The 17,605-nt window shown below is 66.5% G+C and carries 16 protein-coding genes; 5 read left to right on the forward strand and 11 right to left on the reverse strand.

The window, feature by feature from the left end; genetic code table 11:
• Positions 1–248 precede the first annotated feature (248 nt).
• Positions 249–3,158, reverse strand: a complete 2,910-nt coding sequence (locus SP5_RS17730; protein ID WP_042491286.1) for a TonB-dependent receptor domain-containing protein — start codon at positions 3,156–3,158, stop codon at positions 249–251.
• Between the two features lie 421 nt (positions 3,159–3,579).
• On the opposite strand from SP5_RS17730, the gene SP5_RS17735 reads away from it, so the two are divergent.
• Together SP5_RS17735 and SP5_RS17740 are read left to right on the forward strand one after the other, a co-directional pair.
• Complete coding sequence (locus SP5_RS17735) at positions 3,580–5,136, forward strand: L,D-transpeptidase family protein (RefSeq protein ID WP_174435567.1); 1,557 nt, start codon at positions 3,580–3,582, stop codon at positions 5,134–5,136.
• A 12-nt stretch (positions 5,137–5,148) separates the two neighbouring features.
• Positions 5,149–5,493, forward strand: coding sequence for a hypothetical protein (locus tag SP5_RS17740; RefSeq protein WP_042491291.1), 345 nt, complete (start codon positions 5,149–5,151; stop codon positions 5,491–5,493).
• A 147-nt stretch (positions 5,494–5,640) separates the two neighbouring features.
• On the opposite strand, the gene SP5_RS17745 is transcribed toward SP5_RS17740, so the two are convergent.
• From SP5_RS17745 to uxuA, 3 genes are read right to left on the reverse strand one after another with little or no spacing between them, the layout of a single operon-like run.
• A complete protein-coding gene (locus tag SP5_RS17745; RefSeq protein WP_042491294.1) occupies positions 5,641–7,017 on the reverse strand; it encodes a mannitol dehydrogenase family protein in 1,377 nt (458 codons plus the stop codon).
• On the reverse strand, positions 7,014–8,426 hold the full coding sequence (gene uxaC, locus SP5_RS17750) for a glucuronate isomerase (protein WP_042491297.1): 1,413 nt from the start codon (positions 8,424–8,426) through the stop codon (positions 7,014–7,016). Before uxaC ends, SP5_RS17745 begins: the two co-directional genes overlap by 4 nt.
• Positions 8,423–9,580, reverse strand: coding sequence for a mannonate dehydratase (gene uxuA / locus SP5_RS17755; protein ID WP_174435568.1), 1,158 nt, complete (start codon positions 9,578–9,580; stop codon positions 8,423–8,425). The genes uxaC and uxuA overlap by 4 nt, the downstream gene beginning before the upstream one ends.
• A gap of 151 nt (positions 9,581–9,731) precedes the next feature.
• On the opposite strand from uxuA, the gene SP5_RS17760 reads away from it, so the two are divergent.
• Entirely contained in the window at positions 9,732–10,631 is a 900-nt protein-coding gene (locus SP5_RS17760) for a sugar kinase (protein ID WP_042491300.1), read from the forward strand.
• A gap of 388 nt (positions 10,632–11,019) precedes the next feature.
• Here SP5_RS17760 and rplA read toward each other — a convergent pair whose 3' ends face one another.
• From rplA to SP5_RS17795, 6 genes are all read right to left on the reverse strand, one after another.
• Positions 11,020–11,712: a 50S ribosomal protein L1 gene (gene rplA, locus SP5_RS17770; RefSeq protein ID WP_042491306.1), complete on the reverse strand. Its 693-nt coding sequence runs from the start codon at positions 11,710–11,712 to the stop codon at positions 11,020–11,022.
• A gap of 4 nt (positions 11,713–11,716) precedes the next feature.
• A complete protein-coding gene (gene rplK, locus SP5_RS17775) occupies positions 11,717–12,148 on the reverse strand; it encodes a 50S ribosomal protein L11 (RefSeq protein ID WP_007407063.1) in 432 nt (143 codons plus the stop codon).
• 324 nt (positions 12,149–12,472) lie between these two features.
• Positions 12,473–13,009 carry a transcription termination/antitermination protein NusG gene (gene nusG, locus SP5_RS17780; protein ID WP_042491307.1) on the reverse strand — a complete coding sequence of 179 codons (537 nt, stop codon included), beginning with the start codon at positions 13,007–13,009 and terminating at the stop codon, positions 12,473–12,475.
• Positions 13,010–13,019: 10 nt separating this feature from the next.
• Complete coding sequence (secE, locus tag SP5_RS17785; protein WP_042491311.1) at positions 13,020–13,217, reverse strand: preprotein translocase subunit SecE; 198 nt, start codon at positions 13,215–13,217, stop codon at positions 13,020–13,022.
• A gap of 534 nt (positions 13,218–13,751) precedes the next feature.
• On the reverse strand, positions 13,752–13,934 hold the full coding sequence (locus tag SP5_RS17790; RefSeq protein WP_042491312.1) for a YbdD/YjiX family protein: 183 nt from the start codon (positions 13,932–13,934) through the stop codon (positions 13,752–13,754).
• On the reverse strand, positions 13,931–15,976 hold the full coding sequence (locus tag SP5_RS17795) for a carbon starvation CstA family protein (protein WP_042491315.1): 2,046 nt from the start codon (positions 15,974–15,976) through the stop codon (positions 13,931–13,933). Before SP5_RS17795 ends, SP5_RS17790 begins: the two co-directional genes overlap by 4 nt.
• 265 nt (positions 15,977–16,241) lie before the next feature.
• Here SP5_RS17795 and SP5_RS17800 point away from each other — a divergent pair, with 265 nt between their 5' ends.
• Together SP5_RS17800 and SP5_RS17805 are read left to right on the forward strand one after the other, a co-directional pair.
• On the forward strand, positions 16,242–16,451 hold the full coding sequence (locus SP5_RS17800; RefSeq protein WP_042491318.1) for a cold-shock protein: 210 nt from the start codon (positions 16,242–16,244) through the stop codon (positions 16,449–16,451).
• Between the two features lie 57 nt (positions 16,452–16,508).
• Positions 16,509–16,694 (forward strand): hypothetical protein, encoded by a 186-nt coding sequence (locus SP5_RS17805; RefSeq protein WP_042491319.1) that lies wholly within the window; start codon positions 16,509–16,511, stop codon positions 16,692–16,694.
• Here SP5_RS17805 and SP5_RS17810 read toward each other — a convergent pair.
• Positions 16,689–17,537 (reverse strand): MipA/OmpV family protein, encoded by an 849-nt coding sequence (locus SP5_RS17810; protein WP_042491321.1) that lies wholly within the window; start codon positions 17,535–17,537, stop codon positions 16,689–16,691. The two genes, SP5_RS17805 and SP5_RS17810, sit on opposite strands and share 6 nt — an antisense overlap.
• Positions 17,538–17,605 lie beyond the last annotated feature (68 nt).

The following is a 17,605-nucleotide window of genomic DNA, read 5'->3' on the forward strand; positions in this document are numbered from 1 at the left end:
TCCAGCAGCCAGTTCCCCACTTCCGTACGCCTGTCGTCAATGATCGACGAAAGTCGGATGGGCGCCCAGCGGCTGATACCCAAAACTCATATCCTGGCGGCGCTCTATCGAACGATACCACCGGCTTGCCATGACATTCGCCATTCAAGCGTCATGGCGAGGACGATGAACGTGCCGCGGCCCCCAATCGGACAGCCATCCCCTTGATGGGGTAAGCGGCCAGGGATGTCTCCCTGGCCGCCTTGTCGTCAGAATTTGAAGCCCAGTCGGGCATAGCCGAACTGGCCCGGCAGGTCGTAGGTGGTCGGGTCGAACCCGCCGCAGCTCAGGCAGTCGGGCGCACGCTGGCCCAGGATGTTGTTGACACCCATGGTCAGGGTGAGCCGCTGCGCCAGCCAGGGCATGGTCCAGCCAATCTGCGCATCGAGATACAGGATCGGCTTCATCTCGCGATTGTCATAGGCGGGCTCGACGACCTTGCCGATGTAACGCCCGGTGAGCGAGGCAAGGAAGGTCTCGCTCGACCAGTCGATCGTCGCCACGCTCTTGAAGCGCGGATAGGCCTGGTCGCCGCGCTCGGTGCCCTGCCGCTCCAGCTTCTCGCTGCCGGTCGCGGTGGGCAGGGTGGTCGAATATTCGAACAGGAAGTTGCTCGCCCAGTTCAGGCCGAAGCTGCCCGCCCCGACGCGCGGGCTACGGTAAAGCAGGGTGACGTCGATCCCCTCGCTCTTCAGCGAGGCGATATTCTGAAGCAGGCCGCGAATCTGCGTGATCTGGCCGCTGCCGGTCGCGGAGCGGGTGATCGCGCCGCAGCTGACCGCGTCCCGCTGGTTGATGCAGTTGGCGAGCAGCACGTCGGCGCCGACCGATGCGATCGCGTCGTCGACCCGGATGGTGTAGTAATCCGCCTCCAGGCTCAGCTGGCTGGCGATCCCGGCCTCGCGCGCCCAGCTCGGGCTGTACACGCCGCCCAACACCCAGCTCTCCGACCGTTCGGGCTTCAGCGCGCGGTTGCCGCCGGTCAGGATCGGCAGCTGAAGGCCGTTCTGCACATAGTTGACCGGCACGCCCAGCGCGACGCAGTTCTGCCGCACCGTGCTGTTGGCGGGCAGGCTGGCCAGGCCCGAGCAGGGATCGATGACGTTGCCGTCGAAGCGCGACGGCGTGCCGAACAGCTCACCGATGCTGGGCGCGCGGAACCCTTGCGCCCAGGTGCCGCGCAAACGCAGATCCTCGAACGGCTTCCAGCTGAGCCCGCCCTTCATCACCGTGCGGTTGCCGCTGGTCGAATAATCCGAATAGCGCGCCGCGAACGACCCTTCGAGCAGGCGGAAGAAGGGGGCGTCCTTCAGCACCGGTATGCTGAGTTCGCCGTAGACTTCGTGGACGTCGAAGGCACCCGCCGTCGGCTGGGCCGGGATGTCCGAGCCCAGGCCCGCCGCGACGATGGGGTCAGGGTTGAATGAGCCGGTCTGGCGACGGAACTCGTAGCCCGTCGCCAGCCCCAGCGGCCCGGCGGGAAGCTGGAGCAGCGTGCCGGTCAGGTTGAGGGTCGCGTCGGTCATCGTCTGTTCGGACCGGTCGCGCTGGGTGAAGGTGACATAGTTGATCATTGCCGGGGTGATCGAGCCCGCCCCGCCGAAGATGTTGAACGGCACGCATGCGCCGGTACAGTTCGCCACAGGTCCCAGCGCCTGCGCCAGATTGGCGGCGTTGACGTTACCATGCGCCACCTGCTTGGCCTGGTTCTCGGCATAGATCAGGTTGGCGTCCCAGTACCAGGTGCCTGCACCGATCGGAATCTGGCCGTCCAGCGTGCTCGACATGTACATGGTGTCGACCCGCTGGCTGTAATGGCGCGGGCCGTTCTCGACGAAGCGACGGCCGATAAAGGCATAGTTGGCGGGCGTGCCGGTGTTGCCCGCGCTGAGCGTCACACCGAACGGGTTGAACGGATTGGTCCGGTCGATCGAGATGGTGTCGAGCAGATTGCCGTTGCCCGCGTCCGGCCCGACGAACAGCGGCAGCGGCGCGGCCTGGTTGTCCGAGGTGCGGCGATTGTAGATCAGTCGGGTGCTGAGCCGGACATTGTCCGCCAGCTGGCCGGTGAAGTTGACGAACGCGCCGACCCGTTCCTGCGGGGTCAGCAGATAGTTGAAGGGGCGGAAGTTGAAGCGGTCGGCGACGGTGAAGGCCTTGAAATCGCTGTTCGCGCCGGTCGGGTTCAGCGGATCGAAGCGCGGCTGGGTCAGCGGATTGCTCTTCAGCGTCAGGTTCATCGACTCGCCCGTGACGGGATTGTTGATGATGAACCGGCCATTGGGCGTGCCCGAGCTGCACGTCGTGGTGCAGGCGGTCGCGCCGGGATCGGGGAAGGCGTAATAGGGCCGGTCGCCCGCGAAGACCGAACCCTGGTTGATATAATTCGCCCCGACCACCACCGAGACGCGGTCGTCGGCCGTCCGGTGGCCCCAGCTGAGCTGGTAATTCTGGGTCACGCCGTCGCCCTTGTCGTAACCGCCGAGCTGGGCGGTGGCGAGGAAGCCGTTCTGGCGTTTCTTGGTGATGATGTTGACGACGCCCGCGATCGCGTCCGAACCGTAGATGGTCGAAGCGCCGTCGCGCAGCACGTCGACGCGTTCGATCATGCTGTCGGGAATGGCGTTCAGGTCGACCGCGCCGGGAATGCCGCTCGCCGCGCTGCCGTTGATGAAGCGCAGGCCGTCGACCAGAACCAGGGTGCGGCGGCTACCCAGATAGCGCAGGTCGATCTCCGCCGAGCCGGCACCGACGCCGCCGCCATCGGGCGGATTGCCGTTGTTGCCGGAGCGGTTGAAGCGGGAATTGAGGCCGCCTGCGGCGCCCGGCAGGCGTTGCAGCACGTCGCCGATCGAAGACAGGCCCGTGCGGGCGATATCCGCGCTGTCGATCGCGGTGAGGGGGGCGCTCTGGTCGAGGGGGTTGCGGCGGATGCGTGAGCCGGTGACGACGATCGTGTTGTCGCCCGCCGTCATATCGTCGCCGGTGGCATTTTCCGCCACGCCCGCGCCGCCGCCCGTCGCCTGGGTCTGCGCCTGCGCATCGACCGCCAGGATCAGGGCACCGACAGCCGCACTTGCCAGCGCCCATTTGCGCAACCGGCTTGGTCCGTAAGCCATAATCTTTTCCCTCTTTTGGTTTTATTGACTCCCGTTCCTGCTGCAGATGTGAGGCGCCTCTTTTCGGGCTGCCTTCGATATTCAGATATATGGCCCGGTGATCCGGGATCGATGAAGCGCGTCTTGGTGAATCGGCAGCCGATCTTGTGCCGAAAGAATTCGCCGATCCTGCCGTTCGCCTCCACTAATGGCCCCCGGTATACAAAACATGATCCCACGGTCATGTCAAGCGCTGCCCATGGGGAGAGAGGTGGCCGTACCGCATGCCATCGGCCGGTTCACATATGTTGGCGGGTTGTCGCTGAAATTCGATCAATTGCGACGTTTTGCCTGTCGATCGGTTCAGCTTGGCGTAGGATAGCGTGATGTAAAGCGCCGTTCCCACGACGACATGCCGACGAACAGGGGCTATCATATCCGCATGACCAAAATGCCATTCTCCGTTTCCCGCCCCTCCATTGCCCGGCTGCTTGGTACGTTGGCGACCGGATCGATGATCGCGACGCCGCTGCTGGCGCAGGTCGCGCCGCCGCCGGTGATGGTCCCCACGACGCCGCCGCAGGCCCAGCCCCCCGCCGCGCAGCCACAGGTGGTGCCGCCTGCGACCGTGCAGCCGCTGCCGCAAGCGGCCCCCGCCGTGGCGATCCCCCCCTTGTCGGAGGCGCAGGCCCGCCAGCTCGCGACCCTGATCGCGCAGGGCGAGGTGGCGCAGGGGCTGCGTCAGGGGCCGCCGCGCGACCTGTCGACCCTGTCGACCCTGTCGCCCGCCGCTCTGACCCGCGTGGCGCTGGATTATGCCCATGCGGTGCATGTCGGGCGGCTGGATGCGGCGGACTTCACCAAGGACTGGGGCATCCGGCCGCAGCCTTACGACCCCGCGCCCGGCTTTGCGGAGGCGGTGCGCCATGACCGGCTGTCGGCCTGGATCGCCTCGCTGCCGCCGCCCTATGCGGGCTATGACGCGCTGGTGAAGGGGCTGGCCCGCTATCGCGCCATGGCGGCGGCGGGGGGCTGGTCGTCGCTCCCGGCGGCCACCATCAACTTCGGCGCAAGCGGGCCGCAGGTGCTGGCGTTGCGCAAGCGGCTGGCGATGGAGGACCCAGCGGTCAGCGCCACCGGCGAGCGGTTCGATGACGATCTGCTGGCGGCGGTGCGGCGGGCGCAGCGGCGTTATGGACTGAACCCGGTCGGCACCGTGGGCAGCCAGACCATCGCCGTGCTCAACGTTCCGGTGGCGCAGCGCATCCGCCAGATCATGGCGAATATGGAACGTTGGCGCTGGTTGCCGCAGCAGCTGGAGGCCAAGCGCGTCCAGGTGAACATCGCCGCCGCCGTGCTGACCGTGTTCGACGGCGACAATCCCGTCATGTCGATGAAGGCGGTGACGGGGCGTCCGGGCAACGAGACGCCGATGCTGGTGTCGACGATCCGCAGCATCGTGCTGAACCCGCCCTGGAACGTGCCCAGCTCGATCGCGAACAAGGAATTGTGGCCCAAGGAGCGGGCCAATCCCGGCTATCTGAAGCGTGCGGGTTTCCGGGTCATCGACAATGGCGACGGTTCCAAGCGGTTGCAGCAATCGTCGGAAAAGAGCGCGCTGGGCCGGTACAAGTTCGACTTCCCCAACGACTTCGCGGTCTATCTGCACGACACGCCCGCCCAGTCGGGCTTTTCCAAGTTCGACCGGCTGGCCAGCCATGGCTGCGTCCGGCTGGAAAAGCCCGCCGATCTGGCCTCGTTGATGCTGAAGACCACGCCCGAATGGCAGCAGCCGCAGATCGATGCGGTCATCGCATCGGGCAAGACGGTGCGCGCGACCATGGCCGAGCCGGTGGCGGTCTATCTGCTCTACTGGACGGCGTTTGCGAATGCCGATGGGCAGGTGGGCTTCCGCGAGGATCCCTATAGCTGGGATGCGCAGCTGGCGGCCAAGATCGAAGCGCGCTCGGCCGAGCGGGCACAGGCAACCAAGGACTAAAGGGAAGACAGGATGAAGATTGCCACCAAAAGCGCCATGGCGCTGTTCGCGGCCGGACTGATGCTGGCGGGCTGCTCGCGCTCGTCGGAGGATCCGCCCGTGCCGGTCGAGAACGACACGGCCGTAGTGGAAGAGAATATGACCGCGCCGGAGGAAACCCCGGTCATGACCAACGATGCGGAGGCGGTCGCGCCGGTCAACATGGCCGCCGACACCATTCCGCCGCCCCCGCCCGAGCGGACGGTCGACCAGCAGATGCTGGACGATGCCTCGGCCACCGGCATGACCTCACGCGTCCAGCGCACGCCGAGCGGCGACGCGCCTGGCGAGGGTATCGAGCCGAAGGACGGGCAGTAATCCGCCTTATTCCTCCCCGAGCTATGCTTGGGGAGGGGGACCGCCGCGAAAGCGGTGGTGGAGGGGGATTTCCGCTAGGTACGTCCTGTGTGGAAGCCCCCCTCCGTCAGGCCTGATGGCCTGCCACCTCCCCGTGCCGGGGAGGATTTATTCTGCGATCCTACCGATCAACGCCGTCCGCTGCGCTTCGGTCGGCCGCCACAGGCCCGCCATCGAACCGCCGTCCCCGAACAGCGCATCCACCACCTGCGCCGCATCGCCCTGTTCCCACAGTCCGGCCAGTTCCGCCCGACGCGGATCGGGCGACGCATCATTGCCCGTCCGGACAAACCGCAGCCATGCCGCCAGCGCGGTCAGCGTCGCGGGTGCGTCCCCGCCATGCGCCGCCAGCGAGGATAGCCAGCGCGGGCCGACCTTTTGCGATCCGTCGCTGGCGATCTGCGACAGGCGATGCTCCAGCGTCCGGTTGGCGAAGCGGGCGAGCAGGGCGTCGGCATAAGGCTCCAGCGCCTGTCCCTCGGCGGCGGTGAAGCTGGTCGCCGCCTCGTCCCGCATCAGCCGTTCGACCACGGGACGGATGGCGGGATCGGCGACCGCCTGGTGGACGAACTCGTGCCCGCGTTCCAGCCCCAGATAGGCGAGCGCCGAATGCGCGCCGTTGAGCATCCGCAGCTTGGCGGTCTCATAGGGCGCGACATCGGCGACGAACTGCGCCCCGCCGACTTCCCAGCGGGGGCGTTCGCCCGCGAAGTCATCCTCGATCACCCATTGGCGATAGGGTTCGGTGATGACGGCGGCCTCATCGCGCATCCCCAGCGCCGCCTCGACGCCTGCGCGCTCGGCGTCAGTGACGGCGGGGACGATGCGGTCTACCATGGTGTTGGGGCAGCGCCAGTCGCGCTCGAACCAGTCGCGCGCGGCCGTTTCGCCCCGATGGTCGAGGAATGCCGCGACACCGGCGCGCAGCACCCGGCCATTATCGGGGAGGTTGTCACAACTGACCAGCGTCAGGGCACCAAGCCCCGCCGCAGCCCGCGCGACCACCGCCTGCGCCAGATAATGATAGATGCTGTTCCCATCCGCGACGATGCCCGCCAGATCGGTCGCGCCATCGGGTTGCCGCCAATAGCCCTTCTCGGTGACGGTCAGCGTCACGATCCGCGTGTCGGGGGAGGCGAGGCGTTCGGCCAGCCGGTCGGGCGTCCTGGCCGCCACGATCACCTCACGGATCGCGCCGATCAGGCGGACGGCCTCGCCCTCGCTCGACCGTTCGGTGACGGTATAAAGGCCGTCCTGCGGCGCCATCTGGTCATGCACGCCGCCCGAGCGCAGCGATGCCGCCGCAATGGCCCAGTCGCGGTCGCCCGCCGCCATCGCATCGTCGGTATAGACCGCCTGATGCGCGCGGTGGAACGCGCCCAGCCCGATATGGACGATGCCGGTCCGCTGCGCCGCCCGGTCATAGCCGGGACGTGCGACGGCGTCGGGCAGTGTCGCGGCGGTCGCCTCGCTCAGCCGGGTCACAGCCGGTACGCCGAGCGGACCAGCCCGTTGGTCAGCGCATGGGCCAGCTCGACCGCCTCGTCCTCCTCCAGCCGGTGCTCGGCGACGAGGCGCGCCAGGAAGCCGCAATCGACCCGCCGCGCGACGTCATGCCGCGCCGGGATCGACAGGAAGGCGCGGGTATCGTCGTTGAACCCGACCGTGTTGTAGAAGCCCGCCGTCTCGGTCGTCATCTCGCGGAAGCGGCGCATCCCCTCGGGACTGTCATGGAACCACCAGGCAGGGCCGAGCTTCAGGCACGGATAATGCCCGGCCAGCGGTGCCAGTTCGCGCGCATAGACACTTTCGTCCAGCGTGAAGAGGATGATGGTCAGGTCGCGCTCATTGCCGACCACATCGAGCATGGGCTTCAGCGCATGGACGTAATCGGTGCGCATCGGCATGTCCGCGCCCTTGTCGCGGCCATGGCTGGCGAAGAGTCCGGCATTATGGTTGCGGTAGGAGCCGGGGTGAATCTGCATCGTCATGCCGTCCGCGACGCTCATCTTCGCCATCTCGGTCAGCATCTGCGCGCGGAAGAGTTCGGCATCGGCGGGCGTCCATCCACCGCCGACGACACGCGCGAACAGCGCCTCGCATTCCGCCGTCGACAGGTTCGCGGTCGCCGCCGTGGGATGGCCGTGATCGGTCGCGGTCGCGCCCAAGGCGCGGAAGGCGGCGCGGCGCTTGGAATGGGCGGCGAGATAGCCCGACCAGCTATACACATCCTCGCCGGTCAGCGCGGCGAAGCGCTGCATCGCGCCGGCGAACTGCTCATGCTCGACATCGATCACGCTGTCGGGGCGATAGGTGGTGATGACGCGGCCAGCCCAACCGGAGTCGCGGATCGCCTGGTGATGGACCAGCGGATCGTCGGCGCCCTCGGTCGTCGCCAGGCACTCGATGCGGAACCGCTCGAACAGCGCGCGCGGGCGGAAGGCGGGGGTGGCGAGCGCCTCCCCGATCGCGTCGAAATAGCGGTCGGCGGTCGCCTCCTCCAGCGCCTCGGTGAAACCGAATACCTCGGCAAACACATGGTCGAGCCACATGCGCGACGGCGTGCCACGGAACAGATGATAGTTCGCCGCAAACAGCTTCCACGCCGCACGCGGATCGGTGGCGGGGCGGCCGCCGCGATGCGGGATGCCCAGATCGTCGAGCGCGATGCCCTGGCTGTACAGCATACGAAAGATATAATGGTCGGGGGCGAGCAGCAGGTCGCTGGCATCGGCCCAGGGCTCGTCGGTGGCGAACCAGCGCGGATCGGTGTGGCCGTGCGGGCTGATGATCGGCAGGTTCGCGACCTCGGCATAGAGCGTCCGCGCGATGCCCCGCGTCGTCGGATCGGCGGGCAGCAGCCGGTCGGGATGAAGCTCCAATTTGCGTGTCATGCGTTCAACCCCAGCATATGCACGATTCCCTGCTCCAGCCCGCGCAGCTCGGCCAGCCCGCGCATACGGCCCAGCAGCGAATAGCCGGGATTGGAGCTGCGATGAAGGTCGTCCATCATCCGGTGGCCATGGTCGGGGCGCATCACGATCGCACGGTTCCGCATATGCGAAATCTCGACCACCGCCTGCATCACCTCCGCCATGCGGGCATGGCCGCCCAGATGCTCCGCCTCATGGAAATTGCGCTCGCCCGCTTCCCAACCGACCGAGCGGAGGTGGAGGAAGTCGATCCGCTCGGCAAAACGGCGGACCATGGCGGGCAGGTCGTTGTCCGGCCGCGCGCCGAACGACCCGGTGCAGAAGCACAGCCCGTTCGCCAGGGACGGCACGGCGGCATAGAGATGATCCAGATCCTCCGCCGTGCTGACGACGCGCGGCAGGCCGAAAATGGGGAAGGGGGGATCGTCGGGATGGACGACCAGTTTGATCCCGACTTCCTCGGCGATCGGGCAGACCGCGCGCAGGAAGGCGATATGGTTGGCCCGCAGTGCTTCGGCGTCGATCCCGGCATAGGTGTCGATCGCGCGCTGGAAGGCGGGCGAGTCGAAGCTCTCCTCGCTGCCTGGCAGCCCCGCGATGATCGTGCGTTCGAGCTTGTGGCGTTCCTCGGGCGTCATCGCGGCGAAGCGCTCTGCGGCGGCGGCCCGGACGCTTTCCGAATAATCCGCCTCGGCGCCCGGCCGCTTCAGGATATGGATGTCATAGGCTGCCACCGCCGCCCATTCGAAACGCAGCGCGGTCGCCCCATCGGGCAGTTCCCAGTCCAGATCGGTGCGCGTCCAGTCGAGCAACGGCATGAAATTATAGGTGACGGTCCGCACGCCCTCCGCCGCCAGGTTGCGCAGGCTGTCGCCATAGGCCCGGACCAGTTCGTCGGTCAGTTCGCCGCGCTTGATCGCGTCATGCACCGGCAGGCTCTCGACCGTCGACCAGCCCAGCCCGGCCGCCTCGATCATCGCCCGCCGCTCGGCGATCGCCTCGCGCGGCCAGACCACGCCGTTGGGAATTTCATGCAGCGCGGTGACGACCTCTGTGGCGCCCGCCTGGCGGATATGGGACAAGGAGACCGGGTCGGCGGGTCCGAACCACCGCATGGACTGGATCATCAACACGGCCGCTATTCCCTCGTCCCAAATCACGTTTTTGCGTCGGTTAGCGGTAGCATTCGGCATTCGGATTGACCAGTTACAAATTTTGGCCTTGCCACTATGCTGGTAAAGCTAGCGATCGATAGGAGAGAAGTGGATGCGGATCGTCGTCGTCGGGGAAGGGATGATCGAATTATCGCGCGCAGACGGTGGGCTGTGGCGGCTGGGTCATGGCGGCGACACGCTGAACACTGCGATCCATCTGGCGCGGATGGACCGCGATGTCCGCTACGTAACCGCCCTGGGCGACGATCCGTTCAGCGCGACGCTGCTTCAAGACTGGGCGGCCGAGGGCATCGATACCAGCCTGATCCTGCGCGACCCGACCCGGATGCCGGGCCTGTACGCGATTACCACCGACGAAGCGGGCGAACGCAGCTTTTCCTATTGGCGGGGGCAGAGCGCCGCGCGACGTACCCTGTCCCTGCCGGGCAGCGAGGCGGTGATGGCTCAGGTCGAGCAGGCTGATCTGCTGCTATACTCGCTGATTACTCTCGCGATTCTGGACGAACCGAGCCGGGAGCATCTGTTCGATCTGGCGCAGCGCGTGCGGGCGCGGGGCGGGCGGGTTGCTTTCGACGGTAATTACCGCCCCCGCCTGTTCGCCACTCAGGACGAGGCGCGCGAGCTGTGCCGTCGGGCGATCGGCGGCTGCGACATCGGCCTGCCGACTCTGGAGGACGAGGCGATGCTGGTCGACGCCAAGTCCGCCGAAGAAGTGCGCGACCGCTGGCAGGGGCTGGGCGCGGGTGAGGTCGTGGTGAAGCTGGGCGCCGATGGTTGTCTGGTCACCGGCGTCGGCATCGTGCCGCCGCCCGAGCGCCTGAACCCGCGCGATACCAGCGGGGCGGGGGATGCGTTCAACGCAGGCTATCTGGGCGCGCGACTGGATGGTTTGTCGCCCGCCGAGGCGGCGGTGCGGGGGCATAGGCTCGCCGGGTGGACGGTGATGCGTTCGGGGGCGATTCCGGCGCGGGATGACGATTTCCCGCGTTGAGTGTTTTGGACTGACCAAATTTAATCGGGCGGTCATGGGGTAGGCGCATTTAGCTTCTCCCCTTCAGGAGCATCGGGTCGATCAGGCTGGGAGCCTGATCGACCCGATGCTGGATTGGGGTAGGGCCTTTCCCCTTGGCGACGTGCTTGTGGAGCCGCCCCACCCCCGGCCCCTCCCCTGAAGGGGAGGGGAGTCCCACCACCATGCCCCCGTTCGCACTGAGCGAAGTCGAAGTGCATGGGATGTGCTTGCGGCGAGGCTGAAACGTGGCCTTCGACTTCGCTCAGGCTGAACGGAGTAGGGGCAGCCCGCCACTCGGCCACGAAAAAGGGGGCCGGAACCTTGGTTCCGACCCCCTGATCCTGTCAGCATGCGCTGGCGGCTGGCTTTACGCGCCCGGGATTTCCGAGACGTTCACCTTGATGCCGCGGCCCATCGTCGACGAGACGGCGACCTTGCGGACATACTTGCCCTTCGCGCCCGACGGCTTGGCCTTGATCAGCGCGTCGACCAGCGCGTCGAAGTTGGCGCGCAGGTCTTCCGCCGGGAACGACGCCTTGCCGATGCCCGAGTGGATGATGCCAGCCTTTTCGACGCGGTACTCGACCTGACCGCCCTTGGCCGCCTTGACGGCTTCGGCGACGTTCATGGTCACGGTGCCCAGCTTCGGGTTCGGCATCAGGCCCTTGGGACCCAGCACCTTACCGAGGCGGCCGACGACGCCCATCATGTCCGGGGTCGCGATGCAGCGGTCGAAATCGATGGTGCCGCCCTGGATGGTTTCCATCAGGTCCTCGGCGCCCACGACGTCGGCGCCGGCGGCGCGTGCCTCGTCGGCCTTGGCGCCCTTGGCGAACACGCCGACGCGAACGGTCTTGCCGGTGCCCTTGGGCAGGGTGACGACGCCGCGGACCATCTGGTCGGCGTGGCGCGGGTCAACGCCCAGGTTCACGGCGACTTCGATCGTCTCGTCGAACTTCGAGGTCGCGTTGGTGCGCGCCAGCGAGATCGCCTCGTCGATGCCGTGCAGCTTCTCGGCGTCGATCTGGACCGACTTCTGCTTCTTGGTCAGCTTGGCCATGATCTTAGCCCTCCACCACTTCGAGGCCCATCGCGCGGGCGGAGCCTTCGATGATCTTGGTCGCAGCCTCGATGTCGTTGGCGTTCAGATCCTTCATCTTGACCTGGGCGATTTCCGCGAGCTTCGAGCGCGCGATCTTGCCCGCCGACACCTTGCCCGGCTCCTTCGAGCCCGACTTCAGGTTGGCGGCCTTCTTGATGAGGTAGGTCGCAGGCGCGGTCTTCGTCTCGAACGAGAACGAACGGTCGGCATAGACGGTGATGACGGTGGGCAGCGGCGTGCCCTTCTCGACTTCGCCGGTCTGCGCGTTGAACGCCTTGCAGAATTCCATGATGTTCACACCGCGCTGACCCAGCGCCGGGCCGATCGGCGGCGAGGGGTTGGCGGCGCCTGCAGGAACCTGCAGCTTGATATAGCCGGTAATCTTCTTTGCCATGTCACTCTCTTTTCGAGTCTAGCGGTCGTGACGGGCGCGTGGCGTACGCCAGCGCACCCTCCCGCAAGGGTTCCGTCGCATGAATGCTAGGGAAGGGCGGGCTCTTAGTAAAAAGTGGTAGAGAAAGCAAGGTGAGTCTGCCCCGCCCTCCGTTCGCACTGAGCGAAGTCGAAGTGCACGGGATTCGCGCGGGGCGGAACGTTGGGCGTGGGCTTCGACTTCGCTCAGCCTGAACGGAGGTGGGGAAGGGGGGCGGGAAGTTCAGATACGAAAAGGGCCGGTGGCGTTGCCGCCCCGGCCCCTGTTTCGTCGGATGGTCCGAGCTTACTTCGAGCGTTCGACCTGCTCGAAGTCCAGTTCCACCGGGGTCGCGCGACCGAAGATCGACACCGACACCTTGACCTTGGACTTGTCGAAATCCAGTTCCTCGACCACGCCGTTGAAGCTGGCGAAGGGGCCTTCCAGCACCTTGACCGCGTCGCCGATCTCGTAGTCGACCTTGACCTTGTGCTTCGGGGCGGCGGCGGCCTCTTCCTTGGAATTCAGCATCCGCGTGGCTTCCGCCTCGCTGATCGCCTGCGGCTTGCCCATCGCGCCCAGGAAGCCGGTCACCTTCGGCGTGTTCTTGACCAGGTGATAGACCTGGTCGGTCATGTCGAGCTTGGCCAGGACATAGCCGGGCATGAACTTGCGCTCGACCGCGATCTTCTTGCCGCGACGGGCCTCGGTCACGGTCTCGGTCGGAACCTCGATCTGGTCGACCAGATGGTCGAGGCCCAGACGGGTCGCCTCGGCCATGATCGAGTCGCGGACCTTGCCCTCGAAACCGGAATAAGCGTGGATGATGTACCAGCGCGCCATGAGAACCCTTTTACTTCGCGAGCGACAGCAGGGTGCGGACCAGCGTCTCGAAGAACGAGTCGACCGCCAGGAAGAAGATGGCCAGGATCGTGGTCATCACGACCACCATCACGCCGGTCATCACCGTCTCGCGCCGCGTCGGCCAGACGACCTTCTTGGTCTCGGTCTTGACCTGGTTGAGGAATTCGATGGGGGTCGTCTTCGCCACTCGTGCCGTTCCCGCCCTGCGTGGAAATTACTGTCAGCGAGGCATGGGTCCGCCGTCGCCTGCCCAGGGGGCCTGCGACGAAAGGTCCGTCCGCGCTGTTCGGATGGGAACGCGATGTAGCCGTGGTGTGGGTAAAAGGCAAGGGTAGGGCGGGGCGGCAGCGGAGCGGGGGTTTTGAGTTCACGCGAAGCCGCGATGGCGCGAAGGTTTTTTGTTCGCGCGGAGACGCGGAGTTTTGGGTTCGCGCAGAGGCGCGGAGGACGCAGAGGGGAGCGGAAGGCGCTTATCGGCACTCCCAACCGCCGTTCAGCCTGAGCACAGTCGAAGGCCACGGGAAGGAGTCGCCTAAGGACCTTCGAGCCGCAGGCTCCTGGAACGCTGGCGAGTTCTGCCCGCGTGGCGGGCGTTATCCCGTGGTCTTCGACTGTGCTCAGTCTGAACGGAGGGGGGATAATGCCCCACTCTCTTCCTCCGCGTCTCCGCGTCTCTGCGCGAACCAATCTTCTCCGGAGCCTTGCGGCTTCGCGCGAACAATCAGCAGCAACGCCCGCCATTCTTCCCGCCATACCTTGCCTGTTGCCGCTCACGGAAGAAGGTCACCTCGTCCATCGGCTCGCGGTCGGGATGCCGGGCCGCCATGTGCGCCACATAGGCGTCATAGCTAGGCATTCCGACCATGGCGTTGCCGATCTGACGCAGGCGGGCGAGCCAGCTCATTCGGCGGCCACCAGCTCGGGCGGCACCTCGGTCACGCTCGGCCGGTCGATCCGACGTGCGATCAGGCAGGTGCGCACCGCATAGACCAGGATCGCCAGCACCACGCCCAGGAAGATCGCGCACAGCCCCGCGTCGATCCGGTCGTTGAACACGATCCGCCCCATCTCCGCCATGGTCTTGGCGGGCGGCAGGACCTTGCCCGACGCGGCGGCGCTGGCGAACTTGTCGGCATGGGCGAGGAATCCGACGCGCGGATCGGCCGAGAAGATCTTCATCCACCCGGCGGTCAGCGTACAAGCGAGCAGCCAGACGGTCGGCACCACCGTGATCCAGGCATAGCGGTCCTTCTTCATGCGGAACAGCACGACGGTCGACAGCATCAGCGCGACGGCGGCCAGCATCTGGTTGGAGATGCCGAACAGCGGCCACAGCGTGTTCACCCCGCCCAGCGGATCGGTGACGCCCTGATAGAGGAAGAAGCCCCAGGCCGCGACGCAAAGCCCGGTCGCGATCAGGCCGGGTGCGACCTTGCTCGATCCCCGGAAGCTGGGGACGACCAGGCCGATCAGGTCCTGCAGCATGAAGCGGCCCGCGCGGGTGCCCGCGTCCACGGCGGTCAGGATGAACAGTGCCTCGAACAGGATGGCGAAGTGATACCAGAAGGCCTTCATCGCCTGTCCACCGAACAGGTGGCTGAAGATTTCCGCCATCGCCACCGCCAGCGTCGGCGCGCCGCCCGCGCGGGAGATGATCGTATGCTCGCCCACGTCGCGCGCGACTTGCGCCAGCGTGTCGGCCGAGATGGGAAAGCCCATCGCGGTGACGGCGGCGGCGGCGCTGGCCGGGTCGGTGCCCAGTACGGCGGCGGGCGCGTTCATCGCGAAATAGATGCCCGGATCGAGGATCGAGGCGGCGACCAGCGCCATGATCGCGACCGCGCTTTCCATCAGCATCGCGCCGTAACCGATGAAGGGCGCGTCCTTTTCGCTCGCGATCAGCTTGGGGGTGGTGCCGCTGGCGATGAGAGCGTGGAAGCCCGACACCGCGCCGCACGCGATGGTGATGAACAGGAAGGGGAAGAGCGGTCCCGCCCAGACCGGCCCGCTGCCGTCGATGAACTTGGTGAGGGCAGGCATCTTCAGCGGTGGCGCCATGATGACGATGCCGATGGCCAGCGCCACGATCGCGCCGATCTTGAGGAAGGTCGACAGGTAATCACGCGGCGCGAGCAGCAGCCACACCGGCAGGACCGAGGCGACCGCGCCGTAACCGATCAGCAGGAAGCAGAGCTGGACCGGCGTGAAGGTGAAGAGCGGCGCCAGCACCGCCGACTGCGCGATCGACTGGCCATAGACGATCGCCAGGATCAGGCCGATGAAACCGATGATCGACACCTCGCCGATCTTCCCCGGCCGGACCCAACGGGTATAGCCGCCCATCAGCATCGCCAGCGGCACCGTGGCCGCCACGGTGAACAGGCCCCAGGGACTTTCGGCCAGTGCGCGCACGACGATCAGCGCCAGCACCGCGAGGATGATGACCATGATCATGAAGGCGCCGAACAGCGCAATGGTGCCCGCGACTGGCCCCATCTCCATGCGGATCAGCTCGCCCAGCGAGCGCCCGTCACGTCGCATCGACAGGAACAGGACCAGGAAATCCTGCACCGCGCCCGCCAGCACCACACCCGCCAGGATCCACAGCGTGCCCGGAAGATAGCCCATCTGCGCCGCCAGCACCGGCCCGACCAAAGGCCCCGCGCCCGCGATCGCGGCGAAGTGGTGGCCGAACAGCACGGTGCGGTCGGTCGCGACATAGTCCAGCCCGTCGGCGCGGCGGATGGCCGGGGTGGGGCGGCTGGGGTCGATGCCGATCACTCTGGCGATGAACAGCGCATAATAACGATAGGCGATCAGATAGACCGAGACGGCGGCGGCGATGATCCACAGCGCGTTGATCGGTTCGCCCCGCACCGTGGCGACCACGCCCAGCGCCCCCGCTCCGACGATCGCCAGTGCTATCCAGGGAAGGTGTTTCGTCATGCCCCGTCCGGTCCTCCAGCTATGCTCTTGTCCGCCTTTCTAGCTCCGTGACAGGCGCATGCCACCCCAATTTCGGCCTTGATGGCGGCATGTGGAATGAAGTTATTTCCGACCCGGCCTTGCAGATTCGGATCGGGAGGCCCACATGTCATGCTGCTAAAGTCGCAAATCGACGGTTCTCTGCTTTGCGGCACGTTCCTTCTTTCCCTGCACCGCGGCCTCGAATCCGGCCCCGCGCCTGGTTCACCATTATGAAGGAACGAAAATGAGCATCACCGGAACCGTCAAATTCTTCAACGCCGACAAGGGTTATGGCTTCATCGCCCCCGAAAATGGCGGCGCGGACGCCTTTGTCCATATCAGCGCGGTCGAGCGTGCCGGCATGATCACGCTGAACCAGGATCAGCGGGTGAGCTACGAACTGGAGCAGGATCGCCGCGGAAAGATGGCGGCGGTCAACCTTCAGCCCGCCTGAATGTCGAAGCGGTAGCCGATCCGGCTACCGCTTTTTTTGTGGTCGAAAGGATAATCCATGTCTCGTGATGCCATCTTCTTCCGCAACCAGGCCGAAATCGAACGCACCAACGCCGCCGATGCGACCTTGCAGAATGTCCGCGAACGCTGCGAGCGTGCGGCTTCCTCCTGGGACGCCATGGCCGTCCGCGCCGAGCGCGCGGAACTGGGCCGTGCGGCAGCGGCAGCCCGAACGGCGCTATAGGCCGAAGCGGAATCCGTATCCCAGACCCAGCGTCGCCTGCATCCGCCGTCCCCGCTCACGGATCAGCGGCGAGTCGGCGGCCGGGCCACCCAGCCGCTCCAAGCTGGTGAACAGCGTGAGGGCGCTGCGCCTGTTCAACGGGCGGACGACATTGCCACCCAGTCCATAGGACAGCACGCCACCATCCGCCCGGTAGGGCGTCAGGCCGGTACGCACCGATTGCGCCGCCGAAATGCCGAAATAGGTCTGCATGAAATCCGCGCTGGCCAGCGTCATGCGCGGTCCCGCGCTGACAATCGCGCGGCCGATCCGGGTGCGATAGGCGGCCGACAGGTCCGCGACCACGCCGTCATGCCCGCCGAAGCCCTGCCTTACCTCCGCGCGAGCGCGCCAGCCCCGGCGCGGGCCGAAGGATTTTTCGACAAAGCCGCCGACCTCGCCCGCCGCCTTGATATCGCCCATGCCCTCCAGCGCGTCGCTGCCGCCAGCGATCAAGAAGGGCGAGCCGCCATTGCGCTCGTCGCGGCCAAAGCGGATCTTGACCAGCGGCCCGGCCCGCCAGCCGTCGCCGCGCACCGCATTCCACCCGATCCCGTCGGGCACCGAGGCGAAGAGCGTGTCGCCATAATTCACCCGCAGATCGGGAAACAGCGACAATGCCATGTCGCGCGACCCCTGCCAGGCGGGGCCGAAAACGGGGGCGGCGCCGATGGTGATGCTCCAGCCATCGGGCGCACCTGGCGCACCGGTGGCGACACCGGGGGGCGGGCCGCTTTGCCGCACCTCCTGCGCCGCCGCCGGACAGGCGCATAGCGTGACGATCCCCAAAGCCCAGACACGCATCCTTCATCTCCCTGTCATATGGGATAGGGCGAGACCCGGACCGCCGCAACGCCCGGAGCCTGCAAACT

The organism is Sphingomonas parapaucimobilis NBRC 15100 (assembly GCF_000787715.1).
GTDB lineage: Bacteria > Pseudomonadota > Alphaproteobacteria > Sphingomonadales > Sphingomonadaceae > Sphingomonas > Sphingomonas parapaucimobilis.